The 23,966-nt window shown below is 71.3% G+C and carries 25 protein-coding genes; 16 read left to right on the forward strand and 9 right to left on the reverse strand.

Going from position 1 to position 23,966, the window contains the following annotated elements:
• Nucleotides 1–255: 255 nt before the first annotated feature.
• From AWQ68_RS17730 to AWQ68_RS17745, 4 genes are all read right to left on the reverse strand, one after another.
• Entirely contained in the window at nt 256–774 is a 519-nt protein-coding gene (locus AWQ68_RS17730; protein ID WP_066941749.1) for a hypothetical protein, read from the reverse strand.
• A gap of 98 nt (nt 775–872) precedes the next feature.
• Nucleotides 873–1,769: an SMP-30/gluconolactonase/LRE family protein gene (locus tag AWQ68_RS17735; RefSeq protein ID WP_066941751.1), complete on the reverse strand. Its 897-nt coding sequence runs from the start codon at nt 1,767–1,769 to the stop codon at nt 873–875.
• Nucleotides 1,766–2,545 (reverse strand): IclR family transcriptional regulator, encoded by a 780-nt coding sequence (locus AWQ68_RS17740; RefSeq protein ID WP_066941753.1) that lies wholly within the window; start codon nt 2,543–2,545, stop codon nt 1,766–1,768. Before AWQ68_RS17740 ends, AWQ68_RS17735 begins: the two co-directional genes overlap by 4 nt.
• A 233-nt stretch (nt 2,546–2,778) precedes the next feature.
• A complete protein-coding gene (locus AWQ68_RS17745; RefSeq protein ID WP_306306808.1) occupies nt 2,779–3,630 on the reverse strand; it encodes a fumarylacetoacetate hydrolase family protein in 852 nt (283 codons plus the stop codon).
• 532 nt (nt 3,631–4,162) lie between these two features.
• On the opposite strand from AWQ68_RS17745, the gene AWQ68_RS17750 reads away from it, so the two are divergent.
• The 6 genes from AWQ68_RS17750 to AWQ68_RS17775 all read left to right on the forward strand — a co-directional run bounded on the left by AWQ68_RS17750 (nt 4,163) and on the right by AWQ68_RS17775 (nt 9,139).
• On the forward strand, nt 4,163–4,465 hold the full coding sequence (locus AWQ68_RS17750; protein ID WP_066941757.1) for an urease subunit gamma: 303 nt from the start codon (nt 4,163–4,165) through the stop codon (nt 4,463–4,465).
• Nucleotides 4,462–4,785 (forward strand): urease subunit beta, encoded by a 324-nt coding sequence (locus tag AWQ68_RS17755; RefSeq protein ID WP_066941758.1) that lies wholly within the window; start codon nt 4,462–4,464, stop codon nt 4,783–4,785. The genes AWQ68_RS17750 and AWQ68_RS17755 overlap by 4 nt, the downstream gene beginning before the upstream one ends.
• Nucleotides 4,782–6,530, forward strand: coding sequence for an urease subunit alpha (locus AWQ68_RS17760; RefSeq protein ID WP_066941760.1), 1,749 nt, complete (start codon nt 4,782–4,784; stop codon nt 6,528–6,530). Before AWQ68_RS17755 ends, AWQ68_RS17760 begins: the two co-directional genes overlap by 4 nt.
• An 81-nt stretch (nt 6,531–6,611) precedes the next feature.
• On the forward strand, nt 6,612–7,484 hold the full coding sequence (locus tag AWQ68_RS17765) for an urease accessory protein UreF (RefSeq protein ID WP_066942125.1): 873 nt from the start codon (nt 6,612–6,614) through the stop codon (nt 7,482–7,484).
• Nucleotides 7,485–7,530: 46 nt separating this feature from the next.
• On the forward strand, nt 7,531–8,265 hold the full coding sequence (gene ureG, locus AWQ68_RS17770) for an urease accessory protein UreG (protein WP_084464126.1): 735 nt from the start codon (nt 7,531–7,533) through the stop codon (nt 8,263–8,265).
• A 49-nt stretch (nt 8,266–8,314) separates the two neighbouring features.
• Nucleotides 8,315–9,139 (forward strand): urease accessory protein UreD, encoded by an 825-nt coding sequence (locus AWQ68_RS17775; RefSeq protein WP_066941762.1) that lies wholly within the window; start codon nt 8,315–8,317, stop codon nt 9,137–9,139.
• A 39-nt stretch (nt 9,140–9,178) separates the two neighbouring features.
• Here AWQ68_RS17775 and AWQ68_RS17780 read toward each other — a convergent pair whose 3' ends face one another.
• Nucleotides 9,179–10,786 carry a fatty acyl-CoA synthetase gene (locus AWQ68_RS17780; RefSeq protein ID WP_066942126.1) on the reverse strand — a complete coding sequence of 536 codons (1,608 nt, stop codon included), beginning with the start codon at nt 10,784–10,786 and terminating at the stop codon, nt 9,179–9,181.
• 271 nt (nt 10,787–11,057) lie between these two features.
• On the opposite strand from AWQ68_RS17780, the gene AWQ68_RS17785 reads away from it, so the two are divergent.
• Both AWQ68_RS17785 and AWQ68_RS17790 read left to right on the forward strand, forming a co-directional pair.
• Nucleotides 11,058–11,612, forward strand: a complete 555-nt coding sequence (locus AWQ68_RS17785) for a TetR/AcrR family transcriptional regulator (protein ID WP_218006912.1) — start codon at nt 11,058–11,060, stop codon at nt 11,610–11,612.
• Nucleotides 11,613–11,661: 49 nt separating this feature from the next.
• Complete coding sequence (locus tag AWQ68_RS17790; protein WP_066941767.1) at nt 11,662–13,209, forward strand: MFS transporter; 1,548 nt, start codon at nt 11,662–11,664, stop codon at nt 13,207–13,209.
• 68 nt (nt 13,210–13,277) lie between these two features.
• Here the strand turns inward: AWQ68_RS17790 and AWQ68_RS17795 are convergent, their stop codons facing one another.
• Entirely contained in the window at nt 13,278–13,730 is a 453-nt protein-coding gene (locus AWQ68_RS17795; protein WP_066941769.1) for an Lrp/AsnC family transcriptional regulator, read from the reverse strand.
• Between the two features lie 63 nt (nt 13,731–13,793).
• On the opposite strand from AWQ68_RS17795, the gene AWQ68_RS17800 reads away from it, so the two are divergent.
• Both AWQ68_RS17800 and AWQ68_RS17805 read left to right on the forward strand, forming a co-directional pair.
• Nucleotides 13,794–14,540, forward strand: a complete 747-nt coding sequence (locus AWQ68_RS17800; RefSeq protein WP_066941771.1) for an AzlC family ABC transporter permease — start codon at nt 13,794–13,796, stop codon at nt 14,538–14,540.
• Nucleotides 14,541–14,546: 6 nt separating this feature from the next.
• Entirely contained in the window at nt 14,547–14,876 is a 330-nt protein-coding gene (locus AWQ68_RS17805; protein WP_066941773.1) for a branched-chain amino acid transporter permease, read from the forward strand.
• Nucleotides 14,877–15,046: 170 nt separating this feature from the next.
• Here the strand turns inward: AWQ68_RS17805 and fabG are convergent, their stop codons facing one another.
• Complete coding sequence (gene fabG / locus AWQ68_RS17810) at nt 15,047–15,820, reverse strand: 3-oxoacyl-ACP reductase FabG (protein ID WP_066941775.1); 774 nt, start codon at nt 15,818–15,820, stop codon at nt 15,047–15,049.
• 85 nt (nt 15,821–15,905) lie between these two features.
• Entirely contained in the window at nt 15,906–16,661 is a 756-nt protein-coding gene (locus AWQ68_RS17815) for an SDR family oxidoreductase (protein WP_066941777.1), read from the reverse strand.
• Nucleotides 16,662–16,879: 218 nt separating this feature from the next.
• On the opposite strand from AWQ68_RS17815, the gene AWQ68_RS17820 reads away from it, so the two are divergent.
• From AWQ68_RS17820 to AWQ68_RS17835, 4 genes are all read left to right on the forward strand, one after another.
• On the forward strand, nt 16,880–17,488 hold the full coding sequence (locus AWQ68_RS17820; RefSeq protein ID WP_066941779.1) for a TetR/AcrR family transcriptional regulator: 609 nt from the start codon (nt 16,880–16,882) through the stop codon (nt 17,486–17,488).
• A gap of 230 nt (nt 17,489–17,718) precedes the next feature.
• Nucleotides 17,719–18,213: a DUF8711 family protein gene (locus AWQ68_RS17825; RefSeq protein WP_066941781.1), complete on the forward strand. Its 495-nt coding sequence runs from the start codon at nt 17,719–17,721 to the stop codon at nt 18,211–18,213.
• A 213-nt stretch (nt 18,214–18,426) separates the two neighbouring features.
• Nucleotides 18,427–18,939: a DUF6640 family protein gene (locus AWQ68_RS17830; RefSeq protein ID WP_157545409.1), complete on the forward strand. Its 513-nt coding sequence runs from the start codon at nt 18,427–18,429 to the stop codon at nt 18,937–18,939.
• A gap of 62 nt (nt 18,940–19,001) precedes the next feature.
• Nucleotides 19,002–20,825, forward strand: a complete 1,824-nt coding sequence (locus AWQ68_RS17835) for a glycoside hydrolase family 15 protein (protein ID WP_066941786.1) — start codon at nt 19,002–19,004, stop codon at nt 20,823–20,825.
• A 145-nt stretch (nt 20,826–20,970) separates the two neighbouring features.
• Here the strand turns inward: AWQ68_RS17835 and AWQ68_RS17840 are convergent, their stop codons facing one another.
• On the reverse strand, nt 20,971–22,020 hold the full coding sequence (locus AWQ68_RS17840) for a LacI family DNA-binding transcriptional regulator (protein ID WP_169808939.1): 1,050 nt from the start codon (nt 22,018–22,020) through the stop codon (nt 20,971–20,973).
• Nucleotides 22,021–22,229: 209 nt separating this feature from the next.
• On the opposite strand from AWQ68_RS17840, the gene AWQ68_RS17845 reads away from it, so the two are divergent.
• On the forward strand, nt 22,230–22,463 hold the full coding sequence (locus AWQ68_RS17845; RefSeq protein ID WP_066941789.1) for a hypothetical protein: 234 nt from the start codon (nt 22,230–22,232) through the stop codon (nt 22,461–22,463).
• 2 nt (nt 22,464–22,465) lie between these two features.
• Nucleotides 22,466–23,965: a sodium:solute symporter family protein gene (locus AWQ68_RS17850; RefSeq protein ID WP_066942128.1), complete on the forward strand. Its 1,500-nt coding sequence runs from the start codon at nt 22,466–22,468 to the stop codon at nt 23,963–23,965.
• Nucleotide 23,966: the final 1 nt, after the last annotated feature.

Genomic DNA, 23,966 nt, shown 5'->3' on the forward strand with positions numbered 1-23,966 from the left:
GTGTTCGCATTTTACTAGCCCTTTGCCTAATCGGCAGGCGAAAGGAGAACGTCGTGAGCGCTTCGCGCTCTGGGCTGTCCCGGCTCCGCCGGGCCACCCTTTGTGGGGTCCGGATTCCTCCCGGCCCTGAAGGACCGGGCTTCCTCCGGAGGTTTCGGTGAGACCTCCCGTAGCCCTGGCCGAACGAGACGCATTTCCGGGGGCTGCTGCGGGGGCATTCCTGAACGGCACTCCGGGCAGCGCGCGACCAAAGGGTCAAGTGAGGTAGGGCAGGCGCGCCGACCTGTACAAGCTGATGATGAACCACGCGATGACGATGAAACCCGTGATCGCGACGATGAATGCGATGGCCTGCATCTGGACGACCGCGTACCCGAGCAGCAACGCCGCAACGCTGACTATCGTCAGAATCCAGCGGATCGCGTCGAAAGTCGAAGCAGTGGAGACATCGCCGAAATCTCGTGCCCGGGCGATGATGCCCGCCGCCACGAGCCATGTCGTGACCAGCTTGCTCGCTCCATAAAGCAGGCCGATGACGATGTTCCCCGTGAGCCCGGCGAGTTCCGCGAACGAGAGCACCAACGTCACGAGGGCGGCCATGCGAGCCTTGCCGAAGGCGGGATCGCTTGCTGATTCCAGGCGCGAGAGCCCCGAAACCACGAGCCCCCATCCGACGGCATCTATGAGCAGGTCGAATCCGTTGATGCGTAACGCCAGTGAGGCGATGAGGAATCCGGCCGCGACGCGATGGAGAGGAAACACGGTCGAGATCATCTCATGAGCGGCAAATGCCGATCGCCCCACGCGCTCTGCCAGAATTCGGTCACACGTCAAGAAGGAGGTACGGCAGCCGATGGGCGCCACGCACCGGATCAGGCGGCGGAGGTCTGCGGCTGCCCCGACCAAACCGGGACGGGCGAGCCGGGCACCTCGATGCGGGTGGTGAACAGCCGGCCCGAGTCCGGGTGGGCGAGGCGCCGGTCGTCGGTCAGCTCCGCCGAGGCGGTGGTGATGACCAGGGTGCGCAGGTCCTCACCGGCGAAGGTGAGGCTGGAGGTGTGCGGGGCGGGCACCGGGATGCGCTCGGTGAGGGTGGCGTCGGGGGCGTACCGGCGGACCTCGCCGATCTCCCACACGGCCACCCACAGGTGGCCTTCGGCGTCCAGGGCGATGCCGTCGGGCAGGCCGTCGTCCACCCGCAGGTGTGCCCGCCGCTTCCCCGCCGCGCCGGTCGCCGGGTCGTAGTCGCGCACGAAGACGGTGTGGCGGTAGGTGTCGACGCTGTACATCGTGCGGCCGTCGGCCGACCAGGCCAGGCCGTTGGACAGCTGCAGGTCGCCGTCGATCTCGGTGAGCCGGCCGTCGGCCTCTACCCGGACGAGCGTCTCGCGCTGCGAGGGACCGTCCAGGGACAGGGTGCCCACCAGGAAGCGGCCGGCCGGGTCGACGCCGGCGTCGTTGAGCCGCCGGCGCTGTCCGGCGGGGACGATGCGGGGCCCGCCCCGCCGGGTGCCGTCGGGGTGGAGCACGACGAGGTGTTCCTGGGCGGCCACCAGGAAGGTTCCGTCGGCCGCGACCGCCACCGCGCCGACCATGGAGTCGAACTCGTGCCGGCCGGTCACCTCGACGCGGCCGGCGTCGAGGCGGCCTTCGAGTACCGCTCCGGCGAGGATGTCGACCCACAGCAGGCGGTCCCGGGCGGCGTCCCACACCGGCCCTTCGGCCAGGTGGAACGTCTCGATGGTCGCGGGGACCGGAGGGTTGGTCATCGTGGTTCTCCCAGCTCGCCCAGCAGGGCACGGATGTCCTCGACGGCGTCGACCAGCGCCTGCAGGGGGGTTCGGTAGGTCAGGCCACTGACACTCAGCGCGCCCGAGGGAAGGGTCGGCGAGGTCGCGTAGACGGGGAGGGCGACGCAGTTGATGCCCACCTCGTTCTCCTGGTCGTCGACGGAGTAGCCCTGCGCGCGGATCGCCCGCAGTTCCTCATACAGCTCCTCGGCCGTGCAGCGCGTGTGCGGGGTGCGGCGCACCAGCGGCGCGTCGCCGACCCACTCGGCGACGGCTTCGGGGGTGTCCAACCGGTAGGCCAGCAGCAGCTTGCCGACGGCGGTGGCGTGCGCGGGGTTGCGGCCGCCGATCGTGGAGGTCAGCCGGATGGCACCGGTGGGCGGGTCCACCTTGGCCCGGTAGACGACCTCGCGGCCGTCGAGCACCGCGTAGTGCGCGGTCTCGCCGAACCGGGCGGCCAGCGTCTCCAGCAGCGGCCGGATGCGCACGTGCTCGGGGCGGGCCTCGTGGTGGGCGAAGGCCATCCGCAGGAACTCGTCGCCGAGCATGTAGTGGCCGCGGGCGTCCTGGTCGGCCAGCCCGGCCCGGCGCAGCGCGCCCAGCGCGCGGTGCACGGTCGGCTTGGGGCTGCCGATGGCCCGCGTCAGCTCCTCCAGTCCGACGCCGTCGGGGTAGCGGGACAGCTCCTTGAGAACGGCGAGGACACGATCGGAGCCCACCAGGCGGCCGTCGTCGGCTGGCACGTCAACCGTCATCTGCGTATCCTCCCTGCAATTCCAGAAATTAGACCGCCCGTGCGGTGTGGCGTCCCACGGTGCCGATGGCGGACGTCGCCCAGGGGTGCCGGCGAGTCCGCCCCCGGCTACCGGGACGACCATTCTGGCGAGTGGCCGGGAGGGATCTCACCTCCCGGCTCGCGCAGAACCGTGCGTGAATCTCTGGATTCACAGCCCCCGGCCGTACCGGCCGGGGCCCGTGGGGACGCCTCCTACCGCGGGGCCACGACGTGCTGCCGCTGCGCGCCGAGGCCGGCGATGCCGAGCTCCATCACGTCAGCCGGCCGCAGCCAGATCTGGGGGTCGTGGCCCATGCCAACGCCGGGCGGGGTGCCGGTGTTGATCAGGTCGCCGGGTTCCAGCACCATGAACTGGCTCAGGTGGTGGACGATGAAGTACGAATCGAAGATCATCGTCTTGGTGTTGCCGGTCTGCCGCCGCACGCCGTTGACGTCCAGCCACATGTCCAGGTCGTTGACGTCGGCGATCTCGTCGGGGGTGACCAGCCACGGCCCGGCCGGGTTGAAGGTCTCGGCGGATTTGCCCTTGACCCACTGGCCGCCACGCTCCATCTGGAAGGCGCGCTCGCTGACGTCGTTGACCACACAGTAGCCGGCGATCACGTCCGCGGCGTCCTCCACCGAGTCGAGGTAGGAGGTGCGCCTGCCGATGACGATGCCCAGCTCGACCTCCCAGTCGGCCTTGGTGGACCCGCGCGGGATGCGCACGTCGTCGTTCGGGCCGATGAGGGTGTTGGGCGACTTGGTGAACAGGATCGGCTCGTCGGGCACGGCCTGGCCGGTCTCGGCGGCGTGGTCGCTGTAGTTCAGGCCGATGCACAGGATCTGGTGCGGGCGGGCGATCGGGGCACCGATCCGCTCACCGGCGAACTCGCAGGTCTGCCCGGCGGCGATCCGCTCGGCGACCGGCCCGGCGAGTAGGGCGGTGCCGCCGGCGGCGAAGAACTTCTCGTCGAAGTCCGCGGTCAGGTCGGAGACGTCGATGTAGCGGGTGTCGTCGACGCGGACGACCGGCTTCTCGGCGCCGGGGGCGCCGATGCGCATGAGGTACAACGCTTCTTCTTTCGGGGTCGGGACGGGGCGGAGGGCACCCGGCGGGGCGTGGGGACACCGGCGCGCGACGCGTGCCCGGCCCGGCACCGGGACGGCGCCGGGCGGACCCGGAGGGCCGGTCCCACCGGGGCGCGGACCGGCTCGGGCGGCGCCGCAGACGCTCGGCCGGCGGACCCGCAGCCGGTCTTCGCGTCGCCGGAACGTCCCTCGACGCCGATCACATTCCGAATGTTAGACCACGATTCCGGCAAACGAAATACCACCCTCTCCGGCCCCGTTCATGCGGATCGCCGAACGGCGCGTACTCGGCTTCGAGGAACAACCCGCCAGCCACAAGGCGCCCTCCGCCGTGACCGCCCGGGACCTCGCCTTCCGCCGCTCCGGTCGCCGACGGCAACGGGACGGGCAACCACCTTGCTGCCTGGCAAAATGTCACGGCATCGGGAGAGCGCGGTTACCGGCTGACACGTCGGTGAAATGCGCGGGAAACGCGGCGGAAACGGCGGCTTCCTATGGTCCCGTCATGAGGCTCACTCCACACGAACAGGAACGCCTGCTCATCCACGTCGCCGCGGGCGTCGCCCGCGACCGCCGGGAGCGGGGCCTTCGCCTCAACCATCCCGAGGCCACCGCGATCATCGCGTCCTTCCTGCTGGAGGGCGCGCGGGACGGCCGCAGCGTGGCGGACCTGATGGACGCGGGCCGCAAGGTGCTCCAGCGCGAGGACGTCATGGAGGGCGTCCCCGAGATGCTGGAGTCGGTGCAGATCGAGGCGACCTTCCCCGACGGCACCAAGCTCGTCACCGTCCACCGGCCGATCACATGATCCCCGGCGAGATCGTGTACGGCGACGCGCCGGTCCCGCTCAACCCGGGCAGGCGGCGGATCACGCTGCGGGTCGTCAACACGGCGGACCGGCCGATCCAGGTGGGTTCGCACTACCACTTCGCCGCGGCCAACCCCGCGCTGGAGTTCGACCGGCGGGCCGCCTGGGGCACCCGCCTGGACGTGCCGGCCGGGACCGCCATCAGGTTCGAGCCCGGCATCGAGCGCGATGTGACGCTCGTTCCCCTGGCGGGCCACCGCGTCGTCCCGGGGCTGCGCCCGGAATGGGCGGGCCCGCTCGACCGCGAGGAGTCCCGATGACCGCCGTCGAACGGGCACACTACGCCGCGCTGTACGGCCCGACCGCCGGCGACCGGATACGGCTGGCCGACACGGATCTGTTCGTCGAGGTGACCGAGGACCTCGCGATGGGCCCGGCCGGCGCGGGCGACGAGGCCGTCTTCGGCGGCGGCAAGGTGATCCGCGAGTCCATGGGGCAGGCCCGCGCCACCCGGGCCGAGGGCGCGCCCGACCTGGTCGTCACCGGCGCCGTGATCCTCGACCACTGGGGCGTCGTGAAGGCCGACATCGGCATCCGCGACGGGCGGATCTCGGCGATCGGCAAGGCGGGCAACCCCGACACGATGGACGGCGTCCACCCGGATCTCGTCATCGGGCCGTCCACCGAGATCCTCGCGGGCAACGGCAAGATCGTCACGGCGGGGGCGGTGGACTCCCACGTGCACCTGATCTGCCCGCGACTCCTGGACGAGGCGCTGGCGTCGGGCGTCACGACGATCATCGGCGGCGGCACGGGCCCCGCCGAGGGCACGAAGGCCACCACGGTCACCGGCACGTGGTACCTCGCCCGCATGCTGGAGTCGCTGGACTCCCACCCGGTGAACGTGGCGCTGCTCGGCAAGGGCAACACCGTGAGCGTCGAGGGCCTGTACGAGCAGCTCAGGGCCGGGGCGTCCGGGTTCAAGCTGCACGAGGACTGGGGCACGACGCCCGCCGCGATCGACGCCTGCCTCCGCGTGTGCGAGGCCACGGGGGTGCAGGCGGCGATCCACACCGACACGCTCAACGAGGCCGGGTTCGTCGAGTCGACGCTCGCGGCGATCGGCGGGCGGATGATCCACGCCTACCACACCGAGGGCGCCGGAGGCGGGCACGCCCCCGACATCATCAAGGTGGCGGGCCATCGGAACATCCTGCCGTCGTCCACCAACCCGACCCGGCCGCACACCGTCAACACGCACCACGAGCACCTGGACATGCTGATGGTGTGCCACCACCTCAACCCGTCGATCCCCGAGGACCTGGCGTTCGCCGAGTCCCGGATCCGTCCGGCGACGATGGCGGCCGAGGACGTCCTGCACGACATCGGGGCCATCTCGATGATCGGCTCCGACTCGCAGGCCATGGGCCGGATCGGCGAGACGATCATCCGCACCTGGCAGACCGCGCACGTCATGAAGGGGCGGCGCGGCGCGCTTCCCGGTGAGTCCGGTACGGCGTCCGCCCACGGGACCGCCCACCCCGCCGACAACCTCCGCGCCCGCCGCTATATCGCGAAATACACGATAAATCCGGCGATAGCGCATGGGCTGGACGCCGAGGTCGGCTCGGTCGAACCCGGCAAACTGGCCGACCTCGTGCTCTGGAGTCCCGCGTTCTTCGGGGTGAAGCCGGATCTCGTGATCAAGGGCGGCGTGATCGCGTACGCGCAGATGGGCGACGCGAACGCGTCGATCCCCACCCCGCAGCCGGTGCTCCCCCGGCCCATGTTCGGCGCGGCGCCCGCCACCGCGGCGGCGACGTCACTGCACTTCGTGGCCCCGCTCGCCATCGAGGACGGCCTCGCCGACCGGCTCGGGATCGCCCGCAGGCTCGCCCCCGTCTCCAGCGTGCGGCGGCGCGGCAAGGAGGCGATGGTGCTCAACGACGCGCTCCCCTCGATCGAGGTGAACCCCGACACCTTCGCGGTGCGGGTGGACGGCGAGCTCGTCGAGCCCGCTCCCGCCGAGGTGCTTCCCATGGCCCAGCGCTACTTCCTCTTCTGAGACGACGGCCCCGGCCCCGGCCCCGGCCCGATGGTGGCCGACCGACCCTGGCCTCGACGACCACGACGAAGGACGGTGACCGTGGACGCCGCGCTCCTGTTGCTCGCCGACTCCCGGCTGCCCGCCGGAGGTCACGCTCACTCCGGCGGCGTCGAGGAGGCCGTACGCGTGGGTGCGGTGACCGGTCCCGATGACCTGGCGCGCTTCCTTCGCGGGCGGCTCGCCACGGCCGGCCTGGTCGCCGCCGCACTCGCCGCCGCCGCCTGTGAGTTGGGCTCCAGCGTCATCGACGCTGCGGCGCCCGCCCGGCGACGACCGGCCGACCTCGCCTCCGAGAGCACCGGCGGAGGGCCGGAGAGGACCGGCGGCCCGCCGGAGCCGATCGCCCTCTGGAGGCGGCTCGACGCCGAGGCGGACGCCCGTACCTCGTCGCCCGCCCAGCGGGAGGCCGCCCGCACCCAGGGACGGCTCCTGGTCAGGACGGCCCGGCGGATCTGGCCGTCGCCCGTCCTCGAGACCCTCGCGGGAGCCGTGCCCGAGGGCGCGCACCATCCGATCGCGCTCGGTGCGGCGGCAGCGGCGGCGGGCTGCGACCCGGGCCAGGCCGCGCTGGCCGCGACCTACTCGTCGGTGACGGGGCCGGCGACGGCGGCCGTGCGGCTCCTCGGCCTGGACCCGGTGACGGTGCACCGGCTGCTCGCCGACCTGGCTCCCTCGCTGGACGAGACCGCACGCGCCGCTCATACGGCCGCGCGCCCGGAGCGCGGGGCCGCCGATCCGGAGAGCCGGTGGACACCCCACCCGGACGGCGAAGGAACGGCGGACCCGGATCTCGCCGATCCGGGCTTCGCGGGCGACGCGTGGTGGGCGGCGTTACCCGCGGCGGCCGCGCCCGCGCTCGACCTCCTGGCCGAGAACCACCTGAAGGCCGGGACCCGGCTCTTCGTCTCCTGACCGGTTCCACTCCCTGACGGCTACATAGAAGGACGGTGACCCGGAGATGGGCGCACACCACGACGACCGGCACGACGCACCGGACGGCCACGACCGGGCGCTCCGCCTCGGCATCGGCGGCCCGGTCGGCAGCGGCAAGACCGCGCTGGTGGCCGCGCTGTGCCGCGGCCTCGGCCCGTCGATGCGGCTCGGCGTCGTGACGAACGACATCTACACGACCGAGGACGCCGACTTCCTGCGCCGCGCGGGGGTGCTCGATCCCGAACGCATCCTCGCGGTGCAGACCGGCTGCTGCCCCCACACCGCGATCCGCGACGACATCGCGGCCAATCTGGACGCGGTCGAGATCCTGGAGGAGCGGTTCGGGCCGCTCGATCTGGTGATCGTCGAGAGCGGGGGTGACAACCTGACCGCCACCTTCAGCCGCGGGCTGGCGGACGCCCAGATCTTCGTGCTCGACGTCTCCGGCGGGGACAAGGTCCCGCGCAAGGGCGGTCCCGGCGTCACCACGGCCGACCTGCTCGTGGTCAACAAGACCGATCTCGCTCCTCTCGTCGGCGCGGACCTGGCCGTCATGGCCCGGGACGCGCAAGCCGTACGCGAGGGCAGGCCCGTGCTGTTCACCTCGATCAGGGAGGACGGCGGCGCGCCCGGCGTCGCCGAATGGGTGTCCGGCGTCGTCCACTCGTGGCGGCACCGGCACGGCCACGCCCATGACCACGCGGACGGGCCGGGGCCGGACGGTTCCGGCGAGATCCCCGTGACCGTCGACCGCGCATGACGTCCTTCCCGAGTCGGCACCCGGCGGGCTCCCCGGCGAAGGAGACGCGATGACGGCGCCGCCACTCGACACCCGGTCGTCGGTGCGGGCGCACGCGGCGATCAGGACGGAGCGCGGTCCCGGAGGCCGTACCCGGCTGGAGACGCTGCGGTCGGATCCGCCGCTGACCCTCCGGCAGACCGGACCCGACGTGGTCCACCTCGTCTCGACGGCGGCCGGGCCGCTGGGCGGCGACCGCCTCGTGCTCGACGTCGCCGTCGCGCCCGGCACCACGCTGGAGGTCCGTTCGATCGCGAGCACGCTGGTCCTGCCCGGTCCCTGCGCGGCCGACTCCGTCATGCTCGTCACCGCCCGGGTCGGCGCGGGCGCCTCGCTGCGCTTCGTGCCCGAGCCGACCGTGCTGGCCGCCGGATGCTCGCACCGCGTCGCCGTACGGCTCTCGCTCGCGCGGGACGCCGCCGTGTTCTGGAGGGAGGAGATCGTCTTCGGCCGTCACGGCGAGCGGCCGGGCCGGTGCCGGTCCCGGTTCGACGCGGTCGTGGACGGGACGCCGCTGCTCCGCCAGGAACTCGTCGTCGGCGAACCGGCGATGGACGGCAGCCCCGCCGTGTACGGCACCGCCCGCTGCGTCGGAAGCACCCTCGTCACCGGGTACGGAGCCTTCCCCGCCATGCACAATCACGGGGACGGTCCGCCGCGCGGCGAGCACGCGCAGGCCGGTGCTCCGGAGAGCGCGCCGCGGCGGGCCGTGCTGGGCGACGGCTGCGCGGTACTCCCCCTGGCCGGGCCCGGCGTCCTGGTGTCGGCCCTGGCCGACGACGCCGTCCAACTGCGCGAACGCCTCCAATGGGGCGAAGCGCTCGCCGCGCCGTAGACGCCGCCGCATCCGAGCTCGGGGCGGCGGCGGACGGAGTCAGCGGCCGGCGCCCGGGATCCGGTCGGCGAGACCGGAGTGGAGATCCCGCAGCTCGCGCTTGAGGATCTTGCCGCTCGGGTTCTTCGGGAGCGCGTCGACGAAGGCGACCGCCTTGGGCACCTTGAAGGCGGCCAGCCGCGACCGCGTGTGGGCCCGCAGCTCCTCCTCGGTGACGGCCGTGCCCGGCTTGGTCACCACGATCGCGACGACCGCCTCGATCCAGCTCGGGTGCCTGACCCCGACGACCGCGACCTCGGCGACGGCGGGGTGCTCGTAGACGGCCTCCTCGACCTCCCGGCTGGCGACGTTCTCACCGCCGGTCTTGATCATGTCCTTGATCCGGTCGACGACCGTCAGGTATCCCTCGTCGTCCATCACCCCCAGGTCGCCGGAGTGGAACCAGCCGCCGCGGAAGGCCTCGGCCGTCTTCTCCGGGTCGTCCAGGTAACCGAGGACGGCGTGCGGGCTCCGGTGGACGATCTCCCCGATCTCCCCCGGAGGCACGTCGTCGCCGTCGGCGTCCACGACCCGGGTCTCGACGTTCAGGGCGGCCTGGCCGGCCGATCCCGCCTTGCGGATCTGGTCCTCCGGCTGGAGCATGACCGCGACCGGGGCCATCTCCGTCTGGCCGTAGAAGTTCCACAGACGCACGCCGGGCAGCCGCTCGCCGATCTCCCTGAGCACCTCGACCGGCATGATCGCCGCGCCGTAGTAGCCCTTCCTGAGGGAGGACAGATCGCGCCGGTCGAAGTCCGGGTGGCGCAGGAGGGAGATCCACACGGTCGGCGGGGCGAAGAACTTCGTCACCCGGTGGCGCTCTATCGCCTCCAGCACGGCGGCCGGGTCGGGGCCGGGCAGGATGTGGCTGACCGCACCGAGCTGGATGTCCGGCACCAGGAAGCAGTGCTGCTGCGCGCAGTGGAACAGCGGCATCGCGTGCAGCTCGACATCGTTGCGATCCATGCCGCCGTCGATGACGCAACTGCTGTACTGCGCGATCAGTGCGGCGTGGGACAGCACCGCGCCCTTCGGGCGTGACTCGGTGCCGGAGGTGTAGAGGACCTGGGCGGGGTCGTCGGCGCCGATGAGGACGACGGGGGCCTCGGCGTCCTCGTGGGCGAGCAGCGCGTCGAACGGCTCCCACCCGTCGGCGTCCCCGTACGCGACGCGGATCCGGAGGCGGTCGGACGCCTTGGCCGCGTCCCGCGCCACGGGAAGGAGCGCCTCCTGCGCGATCAGCGCGACGGCGGACGAATGCGCGAGCACGTAGCCGACCTCGTCGGCCCCGAGCATGAAGTTGATCGGCACGAGGACCGCGCCCGCGCGGGCGACCCCGAAGATCGTCTGCACGTACTCCACGCTGTTGCGCGAGAGCACCGCGACCCGATCGCCGGGCCGTACGCCTCGCGCGATCAGGGCGCCGGCCAGCCGGGAGGCGTCCTCGTCCAGCTCGGCGAAGGTACGGCCGGTCCTCCCGTCCGAGACGGCGAGCCTGCCGGGATGACGTCGGGCGGAGCGGCGCAGCAGGTCGGCGAGAGAGTGCCTGCGGGCGAGGGCGACGTCCGTCGCCGCTTCCGAGGGGGCCGAGGGTCCAGCGAAAGGCATGAAGTTCTCCAACCGGCGCAACCGACGAAACTTCCGGAAAGCGTAGTGACTTACGCCACCGTTGAGGAGATCCGTACGGACCGGAATTCCCCGCGCAGGCCGCCCATGTCGACCGCCGCCGCACCCTGATGTGGCACCTCACGTCGTTGACCCGCTGCCCAGCTGAAGCGCCTTTCGTGAAGTCGTCAGCCCTGTCGGCAGGCCACGCCGCAGACGAGTCACGCACGTCTTGTTTGAGACATTGATGTCTCATATGAGGTACATTAGTCTCATGCCGTTCGATCGTGACCATGTACTCCGCTGCGCGGCAGACCTGCTCTCGCACAAGGCGACCGCCACCCAGGACGAGATCGCCAAGGCCGCCGGGATCAGCCGAGCCACCCTGCACCGGCACTTCGCCGGGCGGGACGCGCTCATCCGCGCCCTTGAGGACCTCGGCGTGCGGCAGCTCCAGGAGGTCGTGGATCAGGCCCGGCTGGACGACGGCAGCGCCACCGAGGCCCTGGTACGGCTGGTCGAGAGCACTCGGCCGGTCGCGGGCTTCCTCGCCTTCCTGGCCACCGAGAACCAGCTCTTCGAGGGCGAGGAGGTCAACGAGGGCTGGGCGCGGATCGACGCCCAGATCGCCGCGTTGTTCAAGCGGGGCCAGGAGTCCGGCGAGTTCCGCATCGACCTCTCCCCGGTCTGGCTCACCGAAGCCCTCTACGGGCTCGTCTCCGCCACCGCCTGGACCGTCCTGTCCGGCAAGACCGCGCCCCGCGACTACACCGAGATGATCACTGGACTGATGCTGGGCGGCCTCGAGCGCCGCGCCCCGCAGCCCTGATCACTGCGGCATTCCACGAACCACACCCCGTCGAAGGACAAGCCCAGCCATGACCACCGTTCCGCGACCGACATCGGAGCCGACCGAGCGGTACGACAAGCACCCCGGCCGCTGGGCCGCGCTCGGCGTGCTCGTGCTCGCCGTTCTCCTGGTCGCCGTCGACGCGACGGTCCTCGCCCTGGCCACCCCGTTCATCAGCGAGGACCTCAAGCCGTCCGGCGTGCAGTTGCTGTGGATCGGCGACGTCTACTCGTTCGTCATCGCCGGCCTGCTCGTCTCCATGGGGAGCCTCGGTGACCGCATCGGCCGCAAGAAGCTCCTGCTGGCCGGTGCCGTCGCCTTCGGCGCCGCCTCGCTGTTCAACGCCTACGCCGCCAGTCCCGAACTGCTGATCGCCGCCCGCGCCCTGCTGGGCGTGGCCGGAGCGACGCTGATGCCCTCCACCCTCGCGCTGATCCGCAACATCTTCTCCGACCCGCGTGAGCGCTCCCTCGCCATCGGCATCTGGGGTTCCAGCGCCTCGGCCGGATCGGCCCTCGGCCCGCTGGTGGGCGGATTCCTGCTGGAGCACTTCTGGTGGGGCTCGGTCTTCCTCATCAACCTGCCGGTGATGGCCCTCCTGGTCCTGGTCGGCGCGAAGCTGCTGCCCGAGTCGAAGAACCCCGCGCCCGGACCGTGGGACCTGCCCAGCGTCGGCCTCTCGCTCGTCGGCATGATCGGCGTGGTGTACGCGATCAAGAACGTCGCGTCGCACGGTTGGTCGACGCAGATCGGCGTGGCAGGCGCGGTCGGTGTCGCCGCCCTGGTCTGGTTCGTCCGCCGGCAGAAGAGCCTGGCCACACCGCTGCTCGACGTCCGCCTCTTCCGCCACCGCGGCTTCTCCGCGGTCGTCGCCTGCGACCTCTTCGCCGTGCTGGGCCTGACCGGGCTGGTCTTCTTCCTCTCCCAGTTCCTCCAACTCGTCCAGGGCCTCTCGCCGCTTCAGGCGGGCCTGGCCGAACTGCCCGCCACCGCGGGCGCCGTACTCACCGGACTGCTGGCCGGGGCGGCGGTCCGCCGGACCTCGGCCCGCGCCGTCGTCTCCGGCGGACTCGCCGGCATCGGCGTCGCCCTGCTCCTGCTGACCGGACTCGAACGGAACACCGGCTACGCGCTGCTGCTCACCGCGCTGATCCTGGTCGGCGTCGGCGCGGGCCTCGCCTTCACCACCACCGCCGACATGATCGTCTCCAGCGTCCCGAAGGAGCAGGCGGGCGCGGCCTCCGCCGTCGCCGAGACCGCCTACGAGCTCGGCGCCGCACTCGGCATCGCCTTCCTCGGCTCCATCGTGAACGGCGTCTACCAGGGCTTCATCACCCCGCCCGGCATCCCGCCCACGATCGCGGAGGCCGCGCACGCCTCCATAGGCGGCGCGGTGGAGGCCGCCGCCTCAGTCGGCGGAGCCCACGGCCACGCCCTCCTGACAGCCGCCCAGGACGCGTTCACCGCGGGCCTGGCCGGTACGGCGACCGTCGGCGCGGTGGTCCTCCTGGCCACCGCCCTGGCCGCCTGGTTCCTCCTCAAGGGACAGCGGCAGGGCAGCGCCGCGGACCACTGACCGCAGGCGCACCGACCGCGGCGGTCGGCGAGTGCCCGGACGGCGCCCCGCGTCCTCGCGGGGCGCCGTCACTCCTTGATGCGCTTCATCGTGAGGTGGGAGTCGACGCGGGAGACCGCGGGCAGCGGCAGAATCCGCTGGCTGAGGAACTTCTCGTAGGCGATCTGGTCGGCGACCGCCACGCGCATGTAGTAGTCGGGACGCCCGAACATGCGCCGGAACTCCACGACCTCTTCCAGCGCCGCGACCCGGGATTCGAAGTCCTCCACCGTCTGCAGGTCGTTGACCGCGATCTCCACCGACACGACCACTTCCAGGGAACGGCCCAGGGCCTCGGGGGAGATCTGCGCACGGTATCCGGCTATCACCCCGGCGTCCTCCAGGCGCTTGACCCGGCGCAGGCACGGCGGCGGCGTCAGCCCCACCCGGCGGGCCAGCTCCACGTTCGGCAATCGCCCATCCTGAGCGAGATGAAACAATATTTCACGATCTATGCCGTCAAGGCTGATTACATTCCCCATATGCCTCACTCCCGCTAATTTTCGGTAATCATATTACGCGTCATACGCACTAAAATTGCGTATATGCGTGGAATACGAGCGCGGGACTTCACGGCAGCGGCGGCCGACACCGCCTCGGTGGGGCTGAGCCTGTTCCCCCTCGGGGTCAGCTTCGGCGTCCTGGTGGTGCACGCCGGGCTGACCTGGTGGTGGGCCACGGTGTTCACCGCCGTGATCTACGCCGGGTCGCTGGAGTTCCTGCTGCTGGGCCTGGTCGCCTCGGTGACACCCCTGGGGCAAGTCGCGGTCACGGCGCTGCTGGTGAACCTCCGGCACGTTTTCTACGCGCTGTCCTTTCCCCTGTCCAGGGTCCGGCCGCTCGGCCGCGTGTACGCCACCTTCGCGCTCACCGACGAGGCCTACGCCCTCACCGCCGGGGAACACGCCCGCTCCTGGAGCGGCGCCCGCATTCTCTGGATGCAGGCGCTGTGCCAGGGCTACTGGGTCAGCGGCGCCACTCTCGGTGCTCTGGCCGGCTCGCTGATCCCGCTCACCCTGCACGGTCTGGACTTCGCGCTGACCGCCCTGTTCGTGGTTCTGACGATCGACGCCTGGCGGGCACAACGGGACCTGCCCGCTCCCCTGTTGGCCGCGGCGAGCTTCGCCCTCGCCGCGCTCCTGGCGCCGGGGCAGGTGCTGCCGGCCGCGATGGCCGTGTTCACCACGAGCCTGCTCATCCGGTACGCCCTGCGCCGCCGCGCCGACTCACCCGTGCCCGACGGGCACCGCCACCCCGTGCCCGCCGGGGCCGCGGCGGGCGGGGAAGGGTAGGACCGCATGCCCACCCCGTTCTACCTGGCGGCCTCCGTGGCCGTCAGCGCCGCGATCACCTGGGGCCTGCGCGCCCTGCCCTTCGCCGTCCTGACCCCGCTGCGCCGCTCGGCCGTCCTGCGGTACCTCGCCCGCCAGATGCCCACCGGCATCATGTTGATCCTGGCCCTCTACACCCTGCGCGAGGTCCGCCCCACCGTTTGGGCGGACGTCGTGCCCACCGCGCTGGCCCTGGCGGCCGCCATCGGGCTGCACCTGAAAACCCGCAACGCCGTGATCAGCGTCCTGGGCGCCACGGCCCTGCACGTGGCGTTGTCGACCTTCTGGCCGATCTGACGACCCGCCGCCGCAGCGCGGCGGCCAGGTTTCACCATGTATCGCAACAGAGCCCATCCGCGGCTACCAGACCCTCCGGCCACCATCCGCTGACCGCCGCCGGGCGAGCATGTGGAGGCGTGGAGGCGCGCCCGACGCCGGCCGGGCTCGTACGCGCCTCCGCCGTGCCGTCAGTCGCAGGGCCCGCCCGCGACGTAGATCACCTGTCCGGAGACGAACGAGGCCTCCTCGCGGACGAAGAACGACACCGTCGCGGCGATGTCCTCGGGACGGCCGACCCGGCCGACCGGGATCTGCTTGGCGGCCGCCGCCTTGAAGTCCTCGAAGGGCACCCCGACGCGCGCGGCGGTGGCGGCCGTCATATCGGTCTCGATGAACCCGGGCGCGATGGCGTTCACGGTGACGCCGAACCTGCCCAGCTCGATCGCCAGCGTCTTGGTGAAGCCCTGCAGACCGGCCTTGGCCGCGGCGTAGTTGGCCTGCCCCCGGTTGCCGAGCGCGGACGTGCTGGACAGGTTCACGATGCGCCCCCATCCGGCCTCGGTCATGTACTTCTGCGCCGCCCTGCTCATCAGGAACGCCCCGCGCAGGTGCACGCCCATGACCGCGTCCCAGTCGCCCGCCGTCATCTTGAACAGCAGGTTGTCGCGGATGATCCCGGCGTTGTTCACCAGCACCGTCGGGGCGCCGAGCTCGGCGGCGACTCTCGCCACCGCGGCCTCCACCGCCTGCTCGTCGGCGACGTCCACGCCGATCGCCAGCGCCCTGCCCCCCGCGGCCTCGATCTCCTCCGCGACCGGCTTGCCGGCCGCCTCGTCCAGATCCAGGACCGCCACGGCGAACCCGTCCCGGCCGAGCCGCCGCGCGATCGCCGCGCCGATACCCCGTGCGGCCCCGGTGACCACCGCGGTGCGGCCCGGCTGCCGGGTCTCCTGCTCGCTCACTGCTTCTCCTCTGGTGTCGCGATCACAAATGTCACAGTGTCCGTCATCTCGTCCTCGAGACCGTCGCCCGTACAGGCGGCGTCGGTCACACGCCTCCCGTGAGGGTCAGCCCTCCGTCGACCACGACGACCTGACCGGTGAGCCAGGCCGCCTCCTCCGAGAGCAGGAAGGCCGTGACGCCGGCGATGTCCTCCGGCACGCCGAGCCGCTTCAGCGGGTACTCGGACGCGACCTGCTCCTCCCGCCCCTCGTACAGGGCGGTCGCGAACCTGGTCTTCACCACCGCCGGCGCGACCGCGTTGACACGGATCCCGGGGGCGAGTTCGACCGCGAGATCCTGCGTGATGTAGGTCAGCATCGCCTTGCTCGCGCCGTAGAAGCCGATGCCCGGCGCCGGCTTGACGCCGGCCACGGACGACACGTTCACGACCGCTCCCCCGTGCTCCCCCATCCAGGCGCGGTACGCCTGCTGGACCCACGACAGGGCGGCGAGGCAGTTGACCTCGAAGATCTTGCGCGCGGCGGCGAGGTCCATCTCGACCATGGGCCCGTAGACGGGGTTGATGCCGGTGTTGTTCACCAGCATGTCGACGCTGCCGAACGTCTCCAGGGTGCGCCGGACCGTCTCCTCCTGGTGCGCGACGTCGTCGCTCTTCCCGGCGGACGCGATCGCGTGATCGGGGCCGCCGAGCGCCTTGACCGCCTCGTCGAGCGCCTCCTGTTTGCGCGCGGTGACGCAGACCCGCGCCCCCTCGGCGACCAGCCGCTCCGCGACGGCGAACCCGATGCCGCGGCTCGCGCCCGTCACGATCGCCGTCCTGCCCTCGAACCTTCTCGTCATCTCCGTCTCTCCTCCGGCCGTCCGCTCGGATCGCGCCCTCGGCTCAGGCGCTCAAGGATCATGGCCATCCCCTGGCCGCAATGCTGCGTGTCACCGGCACCTCACGCGAACGGGGTAACTAAGCGCTTGCTTATGTCAGCGCGTTTGCTCAGCGTTCCCTAATTGCGCCATCCTTGTCAACGCTCGCGCCGTACGGGCCACGAACAGAGAGTGACGACGTGCCGGACGCCCATCCGAAGACCGGGGAGAGCCGCCCCGAGAGCGCCCGCGACCGGCTGATCGCCGCCGGGGTGGAGGCCTTCGCCGCCAAAGGGTTCCACGGCACGACCACCCGCGACATCTCCTCCGCTGCCGGGATGAGTCCCGCCGCCCTCTACGTGCACTACAAATCCAAGGAGGAGCTGCTCTACCAGATCTCCCGGACGGGGCACGAGGCCACGCTTCAGCTTCTGCGGGAGAGCAGGGCGAGCTCGGACGACCCGGCCGAGCAGCTCCTCGCCGCCGTCCGCGAGTTCGTCGCGCATCATGCCCGCGGCCACACGAGAGCGCGCATCGTCAACTACGAGCTCTCCGCGCTCAGCGCGGAGCACTACGAGGAGATCCGGGCCATCCGCCGGGCCATCAACCAGGAGATGCGCCAGATCGTGGAGTCCGGCGTCGCCCGCGGCATGTTCCACACCCCCAACGCGCGCATGACCGCGCTCGCGCTGCTGTCACTCGGCGTCGACGTCGCGCGCTGGTACCGCGACGAGGGCGAATGGAGCCACCAGGACATCGCCGACCACTACTGCGAGCTGGCCCTGCGCATGGTCGGCGCACGCGCGTAGCGGCACGCGCACACGAACCGCCGATCTCCGTGCTGACACGGATCACTCCCCGCCACTCGCGGGCCTAACTTGAGAGCCGTGGCACCTCCGCCCGCCGGGCCGCCCCAACGCCTTTCCCGGTCATGGCCCCGTCCGCCGTGTTCACCGGCAGGTGACAGGACTTTGAAAGCGAGTCTCAAGGGAGCGCGCGGAAGCTCCTTCTCAGTGACGACCCATCGGAAGGATCACCAATGAGCAACGTCCGGAAGACCCTCACAGCCGTCGCGGCGATCGCGCTCCTCTCCCTCGCCGCGGCCTGCGACGGCGGCGACGGCGGCGCCGGCGTCGCCAGCGGCACGAGCGGAAAGGACAAGCCGGCCGCCGTCAGCACGGTCACAGACGGTGCCGACGACAGCGGCACGAAAGACGCCGACGACAGCGGCACGAAAAGTGCCGCGGGCGGCGCGGACAACCCGGCGGTCTGCGCGGAGGCGGTCGCCGCGACGGGAGACTTCATGACCAAGGTGATGATGGCGCCCACCGACCAGCAGAGCATCAACAAGGCGATCTCGGGCCACGCCGACAAACTCAAGAACCTCTCCGAGCGGGCCGACGGCGATCTCAAGACGGCCCTGACCGAGATGGTCGACGCGTTCTCCCAGCTCGACGTCGGCTCCACCACGGCGAGCGAAATCAGCAAGAAGGTCGACGTGGCCAGCAAGAAGCTCCTGAAGTCCTGCTCCTGACCCCCTCAGGACTTCGGGCGTGCGGCCGACCAGGTAGGGCGCTCCTGACGTGGTCGTGTACGGCCGAGGATTCCCTCCTCAGGGACCGCGGAGAGTTTGCCGTCCGGGCGGCGTGACCCGCCGGCATGAGGGCAGGCCACACCGGAGGGCGGACCGCAGGTGGCCGCCACTACTTCGCCGGACGCCATCTGGCCAGGCACTCCCGGAGGACACATGGCGAGAGTAGGGCGGCTGCTCGTGACAGCCGCCGTCTTGGGCACGGGGATCAGCCATGCCCTGGCGGACCTGAACCGCACGCACGTCTTCAACCCCCGATGGACGCCGCACGCCCGCTTCCACGCGGCGTCGGCGATCGTGACCGACCTGGGCTGGACGATCGCCGGAGTGTGGCTGCTGTGGCGATCGGGAACACGGCGAGAGCAGGATCTCGCGCTGAAGGTCGCCGCACTGCACCCGATCTTCAGCTACGCGCCCTTCTTCGTCGCGGTCACGCTGCCGGGGGCCGAGGCCGAGGACAAGCCTGGGCAGATACCGCGTGTCGCCGGAGTGCCCGTGAACCTGTTCGTGGCCGGCGTCGCGTCGGGTCTGTCGGCACTCGGATACCTGCTGGCCCGTGCCGACGATCGCCGTGGCAGGCCTTCGGCGCGGTCGTCGGATGCCCGCCCGACCGCGGGCGTCCGCCCCGGCGAGGTTCGTGACCACCAAGCTCTGGCAGCGGGAACGTGACGGCCCCGGCGCCCACCCCCGGACCCGCGTGAATGGCTCCCGAACCGGGGCAGCACACCCGTATGACCGGCACGCGACAACCGTGCCCCAGAGCCGACTACCTGCCGATCGCCGACCATGGACTGATCGGCGATCTGCGCACCGCGGCGCTGGTGGGCACCGACGGCACCATCGACTGGTACTGCTGTCCGCGCTTCGACGCACCCAGCGTGTTCGCCTCGATCCTGGACGCCGACCGGGGCGGGTCGTTCGAGCTGGCCGCCGACGCGCCGACGAGGACCAAGCAGTTCTACTTCCCGGACACCAACGTGCTGATCACCCGGTTCTTCACCGAGGACGGTGTGGGAGAGGTCCAGGACTTCATGCCGATCACCGACGGCGCGGGCGAGCCCGGCCGGCACCGGCTGATCCGGCGCGTACTGTGCGTGCGCGGCTCGGTGCCGTTCCGCGCGCGGGTGGCCCCGCGGTTCGACTACGCCAGGAAGCCGCACACCGTCCGACGGCACGCCGGTCAGATCCTCTTCGAGTCCGCGGATCTCGCGCTCGCGCTGACCGCGACCGTGGCCGTCGAACACGACGCCCGGAACGCGACCGCGTCGTTCAAGCTCGGCGAGGGTGAGTCGGCGGTTTTCGCGCTCGACCGCGTCAGCGACGACATCGCGCCGCGGGGTTGCCCGCACGCCGAGGCCGAACAGCAGTTCACCGCCACCGTGGCGTTCTGGCGGCGATGGCTGTCCTCCTCCCGCTACCGCGGCCGATGGCGGGAGATCGTGCACCGCTCCGCGCTGACGCTCAAGCTGCTCACCTACGCGCCCACCGGCGCGATCGTGGCCGCGCCGACGACCAGCCTTCCCGAACAGATCGGCGGCGGACGCAACTGGGACTACCGGTACGTCTGGATCCGCGACGCGGCCTTCTGCGCCTACGCCCTGCTGCGCCTGGGCTTCTCCAGCGAGGCCGAGGCCTTCATGAAGTTCCTGGGCGAGCACATCAGCCTCCGCCCCGGCGGCCAGGGGCCGCTGCAGATCATGTACGGCATCGACGGCCGCACCGACCTCCCCGAACACGAACTGGACGAGTTGGAGGGCTACTGCGGCTCCGCCCCGGTACGCATCGGAAACGCCGCCGCCGACCAGCTCCAGCTCGACATCTACGGCGCGCTGATCGACTCGGTCTATCTCTACGACAAGTGGGGCCAGCCGATCCCCAGCTACCAGTGGGACAAGGCCTGCGAAGCGGTGGAGTGGGTCTGCGACCACTGGGACCAGCCCGACGAGGGCATCTGGGAAACCCGCGGCGGCCGCAAGAACTTCCTGTACTCGCGGCTGATGTGCTGGGTGGCGATCGAACGGGCCATGCGGCTGGCCCACCGCCGTGGCCTGCCCGCCGACCTCTCCCGCTGGGCGCAGGCTCGGGACACGATCTACCGGGAGATCATGCGCCGCGGCTGGTCTCCCACGCGGCGGGCGTTCGTCCAGCACTTCGACGACGACGTCCTCGACGCCTCTGTCCTGATGATGCCCCTGGCCAAGTTCATCTCCCCCACCGACCCGCAGTGGCTCGCCACGCTGGACGCGCTCACCGCCGACCTGGTGTCCGACTCGCTGGTCTACCGCTACGATCCCGCTGCCAGCCCCGACGGCCTGCGCGGCACCGAGGGCACCTTCTCGATCTGCTCGTTCTGGTACGTGGAGGCGCTCGCCCGTGCCGGGCGGCTCGACGAGGCACGGCTGGCCTTCGAGAAGATGCTCACCTACGCCAACCATCTCGGCCTGTACGCCGAGCAGATCAGCCACACCGGCGAGCAGCAGGGCAACTTCCCGCAGGCATTCACGCACTTCGCACTGATCAGCGCCGCGTTCAACCTCGACCGCGCCCTCGGCTGACCGCCGGTCGCGCCACGTGTGGGAGGGGCGGCCCCTGACCGGCCCGCGCGCCTCAGGTGGCGCGCTCTTTTCCCGCGCGGTCGCCGCTCGGTCGAGGCCGGCTTCCCGGTTCTCTCACCATCCCTCAGTCAGGACGCGAGATGGGTCATCGAGCGGCTCCCTCTTCAGCGTCTCGGGGGGTGGTGGGGGTGGAGATCCGGGCGCCGGAGCCGGTCGAGGCGCGAACCCGGAGCTCGGTCGGGTGCACCCGATTGACCGGCTCGTCGCCGGGCGCGTCCGTCGCCAGGATCTCCGCGAGCAGTTCGGCCGCGCTCACGCCGTAGGCACGCGGGCGCAGGTCGACGGCGGTGATCGGCGGGTCGCACATCTCGAGGCTCTGGCTCGCCACACACGACGCGAGCAGCAGTTCCTCGCCGACCTGCCGTCCGAGCGACCGGAGGGTGCCGAGCGCGCGCAGGGCGCTGCCGTCCGGGGCGCAGACGAGGGCGTCGAGGTCGGGACGGGCGGCCATCAGGTCACGCACGACCGCGTCGAGCGTCTCGGGCGAGGCGTCCACCGCGACGTCTCTGACGGCGGGTTCGACGCCGTGCGCCGCGCACCACCGCTCGTAGGTGTCCCGCAGCGTCAGCGACCAGTCGGTGAGGAAGTCCCCGTCCGTCGTGATCAGCCCGGGCATGGCGGCGCCGCGAGCACTGAGGTGCTCGAGGAGCTGGGTGGTCGTCGCCACGTGGTCCGCGCTCAGGATGCCGCGGGGCACGGGACCGGCACCCCGGTGGTGTCCCACGGTGACCACCGGAACGCCGCCGCCGAGCAGGTCGGCGACGACCGGGTCGTCCTGAATGGGGTCCAGGATGATCAGGCCGTCCACGCGGAGCCGGGGCGCCTTGATCCCGCTGGAATCGGGGCCGAGCAGGGTGAGGTCGAGCCCGGCCACCCGGGCCCGCTCGGCGATCCCGAAGGCGAACTCCATGTAGAAACCCGTGCCCATGACCTGGCGCGGCAGGTAGAGGCCGACGGCGCCGACGCGGCTGTTGCGCAGGTGGCGGGCGGCCGTGTTGGGGTGGTAGCCGAGACGGGCGGCGACCTCCTCGATCCGGGCCCGGGTCCGTGCCGAGACACGGCCGGCGCCGGACAGCGCGTCGGACGCGGTGGTCTTGGAGACCCCCGCGTGCCGGGCCACGTCGACGATCGTCACGGAACGGGCGGGCCCCGCGGGGGTTTCGGGGGGCGGCGGCGCGGCACCCGGCACGCCTGTCGGTGACTGCGCCCGCCCCTCGGCATTTTTCACGTCTTTAACTCCGAGGTCTTGCCGGAACGTTCCGGATGCCTTTACTTTAACGACGCCGGAACGTTCCGGCATCTTCAACGTGGTCCCCCCATCGCACATCGGCACGAAGGACCGCCATGAACCACGCCCCCCATACCCGTCCCCGGCCGCGCGGCCTGTTCGCGGCCCTGCTCATCCTCGACGTCGTCCTGACGCTCTGCCCGCCCGTGTACTGGCTGGTCGGAGGCCGCGCGGACGCCACGCTCTCCCTGCTCTACTTCATCGGCGGCGGAGCCGTCGTCCTCGCCAGCATCGTGATCATGTACGTGCTCGACCGCCCGCCCGCGGCCACCCCCGGAGGCCTGTCGTGAACATGCTGGTCGGGTACGGCGCGATCGCCCTGCTGCTCCTGCTGATCGTCCTGGTCCTCGAACGCTCCAAGAGGGCGAACGACGACTTCAGCGACTACACCGTCGCCGGACGTTCCTTCGGGTCCTGGTATCAGACCATGTCGTTCCTGAACACCTGGCTGCCCGGATCGATCTTCATCTCCTTCACCGGCCTGGCCGCCGGCGCCGGGGTGATCGGCTTCTACTACCTGCCGTACTCGCTGCTCGCCATGGTGCTGATGTTCTTCATGGCCCAGCGCGTGCACGACTGGGGACGCCGCTTCGACCTGCGCACCCAGGCGGACTTCCTCGGTCGGCGCTTCGGCTCCCGCCACGTGCGGACCGTCGCCGCCGTCATCGGTGTCGTGGCGTCGTTCCCCTGGCTCGTGCTGGGACTGCAGTCCCTCGGCCTGGTGTTCTCGTACCTGTCCTTCGGACGGGTGTCGGCGAACGCCGCCATCCTGATCGGCATCGGCTTCCTCGCGCTGCGCCAGATCTGGACGGTCCGCATGGGCATGCGCGGCGTCGTGGTCAGCGACATGGTGCAGGGCTTGGTGGCGTACGTGCTGGGGCTGTGCGTCATCCTCGGGCTGCTGGTGTGGCTGCTCACGAACGGGCACACGCTGGACAAGGTCCCCGGCACGTTCTTCTCGCTGCCCGGGCCCGGCAGCGAGGCCGGCCCGCTGTACCTGATGTCGATCGTGCTGACCGGCGCGCTCGGCGGCTGGTGCTGGCCCGACATCTTCGTACGGCTGTTCACGGCCCGCAGCACGGCGGTCATCAAGCGGTCGGCGGTCCAGATCGCGCCCTTCGTCCTCGTCTTCGCCACCGCGCTCAGCCTGCTGGGCATGCTGGCCTCGACGGTCCCGGGCGTCTCGGCCGAACCCGACCACGTCTGGTTCATCACCGCGGGCGTCGGCGGCACGGTTCTCGTGTCCCTGGCCGGGGTCATCGTCCTGGCCGCCACCATGGGCAACGTCGACGCCAACATGCAGGCCTGCGGCGCCCTGATCACCAACGACGTGCTGCCCCGCCGCGCGGACGACCGTCCCGACGACGGACGGGAGACCGCCACGGCCAAGGTGGCCGTGATCGTGCTGACCGTGCTCGCCGCGGCCGCCGCCGCCGCGACCACGACCAGCGAGGGCCTGTACAGCCTCGCGATCATCTCCTACCAGGGCATCTGCCAGCTCGCGCCGGCGCTCTTCCTCGGCATCTTCTGGAGGCGCGGAACCGCGGCCGGGGCGATCGCGGCCATGCTGAGCGGCTTCGCCGTCGCCGCGGTGCTCCAGGCGGTGTACGAGACCTCGATCCCCTGGCTCGGCGGCCTGACCTCCGGCGTTGCCGGGCTGATCGTCAACACCGCCGTCTATGTCGGCGTCGCGTTCCTCGGACCGCGCTCGCGGGCCGAGGAGGCCCGGATCGCCTCCCTCTTCGACGACGTCTCCGACGCGACCCACGGCGAACCCGTCCCCGCACAGTAAG

This window comes from Microtetraspora fusca (assembly GCF_001570365.1).
Lineage (GTDB): Bacteria > Actinomycetota > Actinomycetes > Streptosporangiales > Streptosporangiaceae > Microtetraspora > Microtetraspora fusca.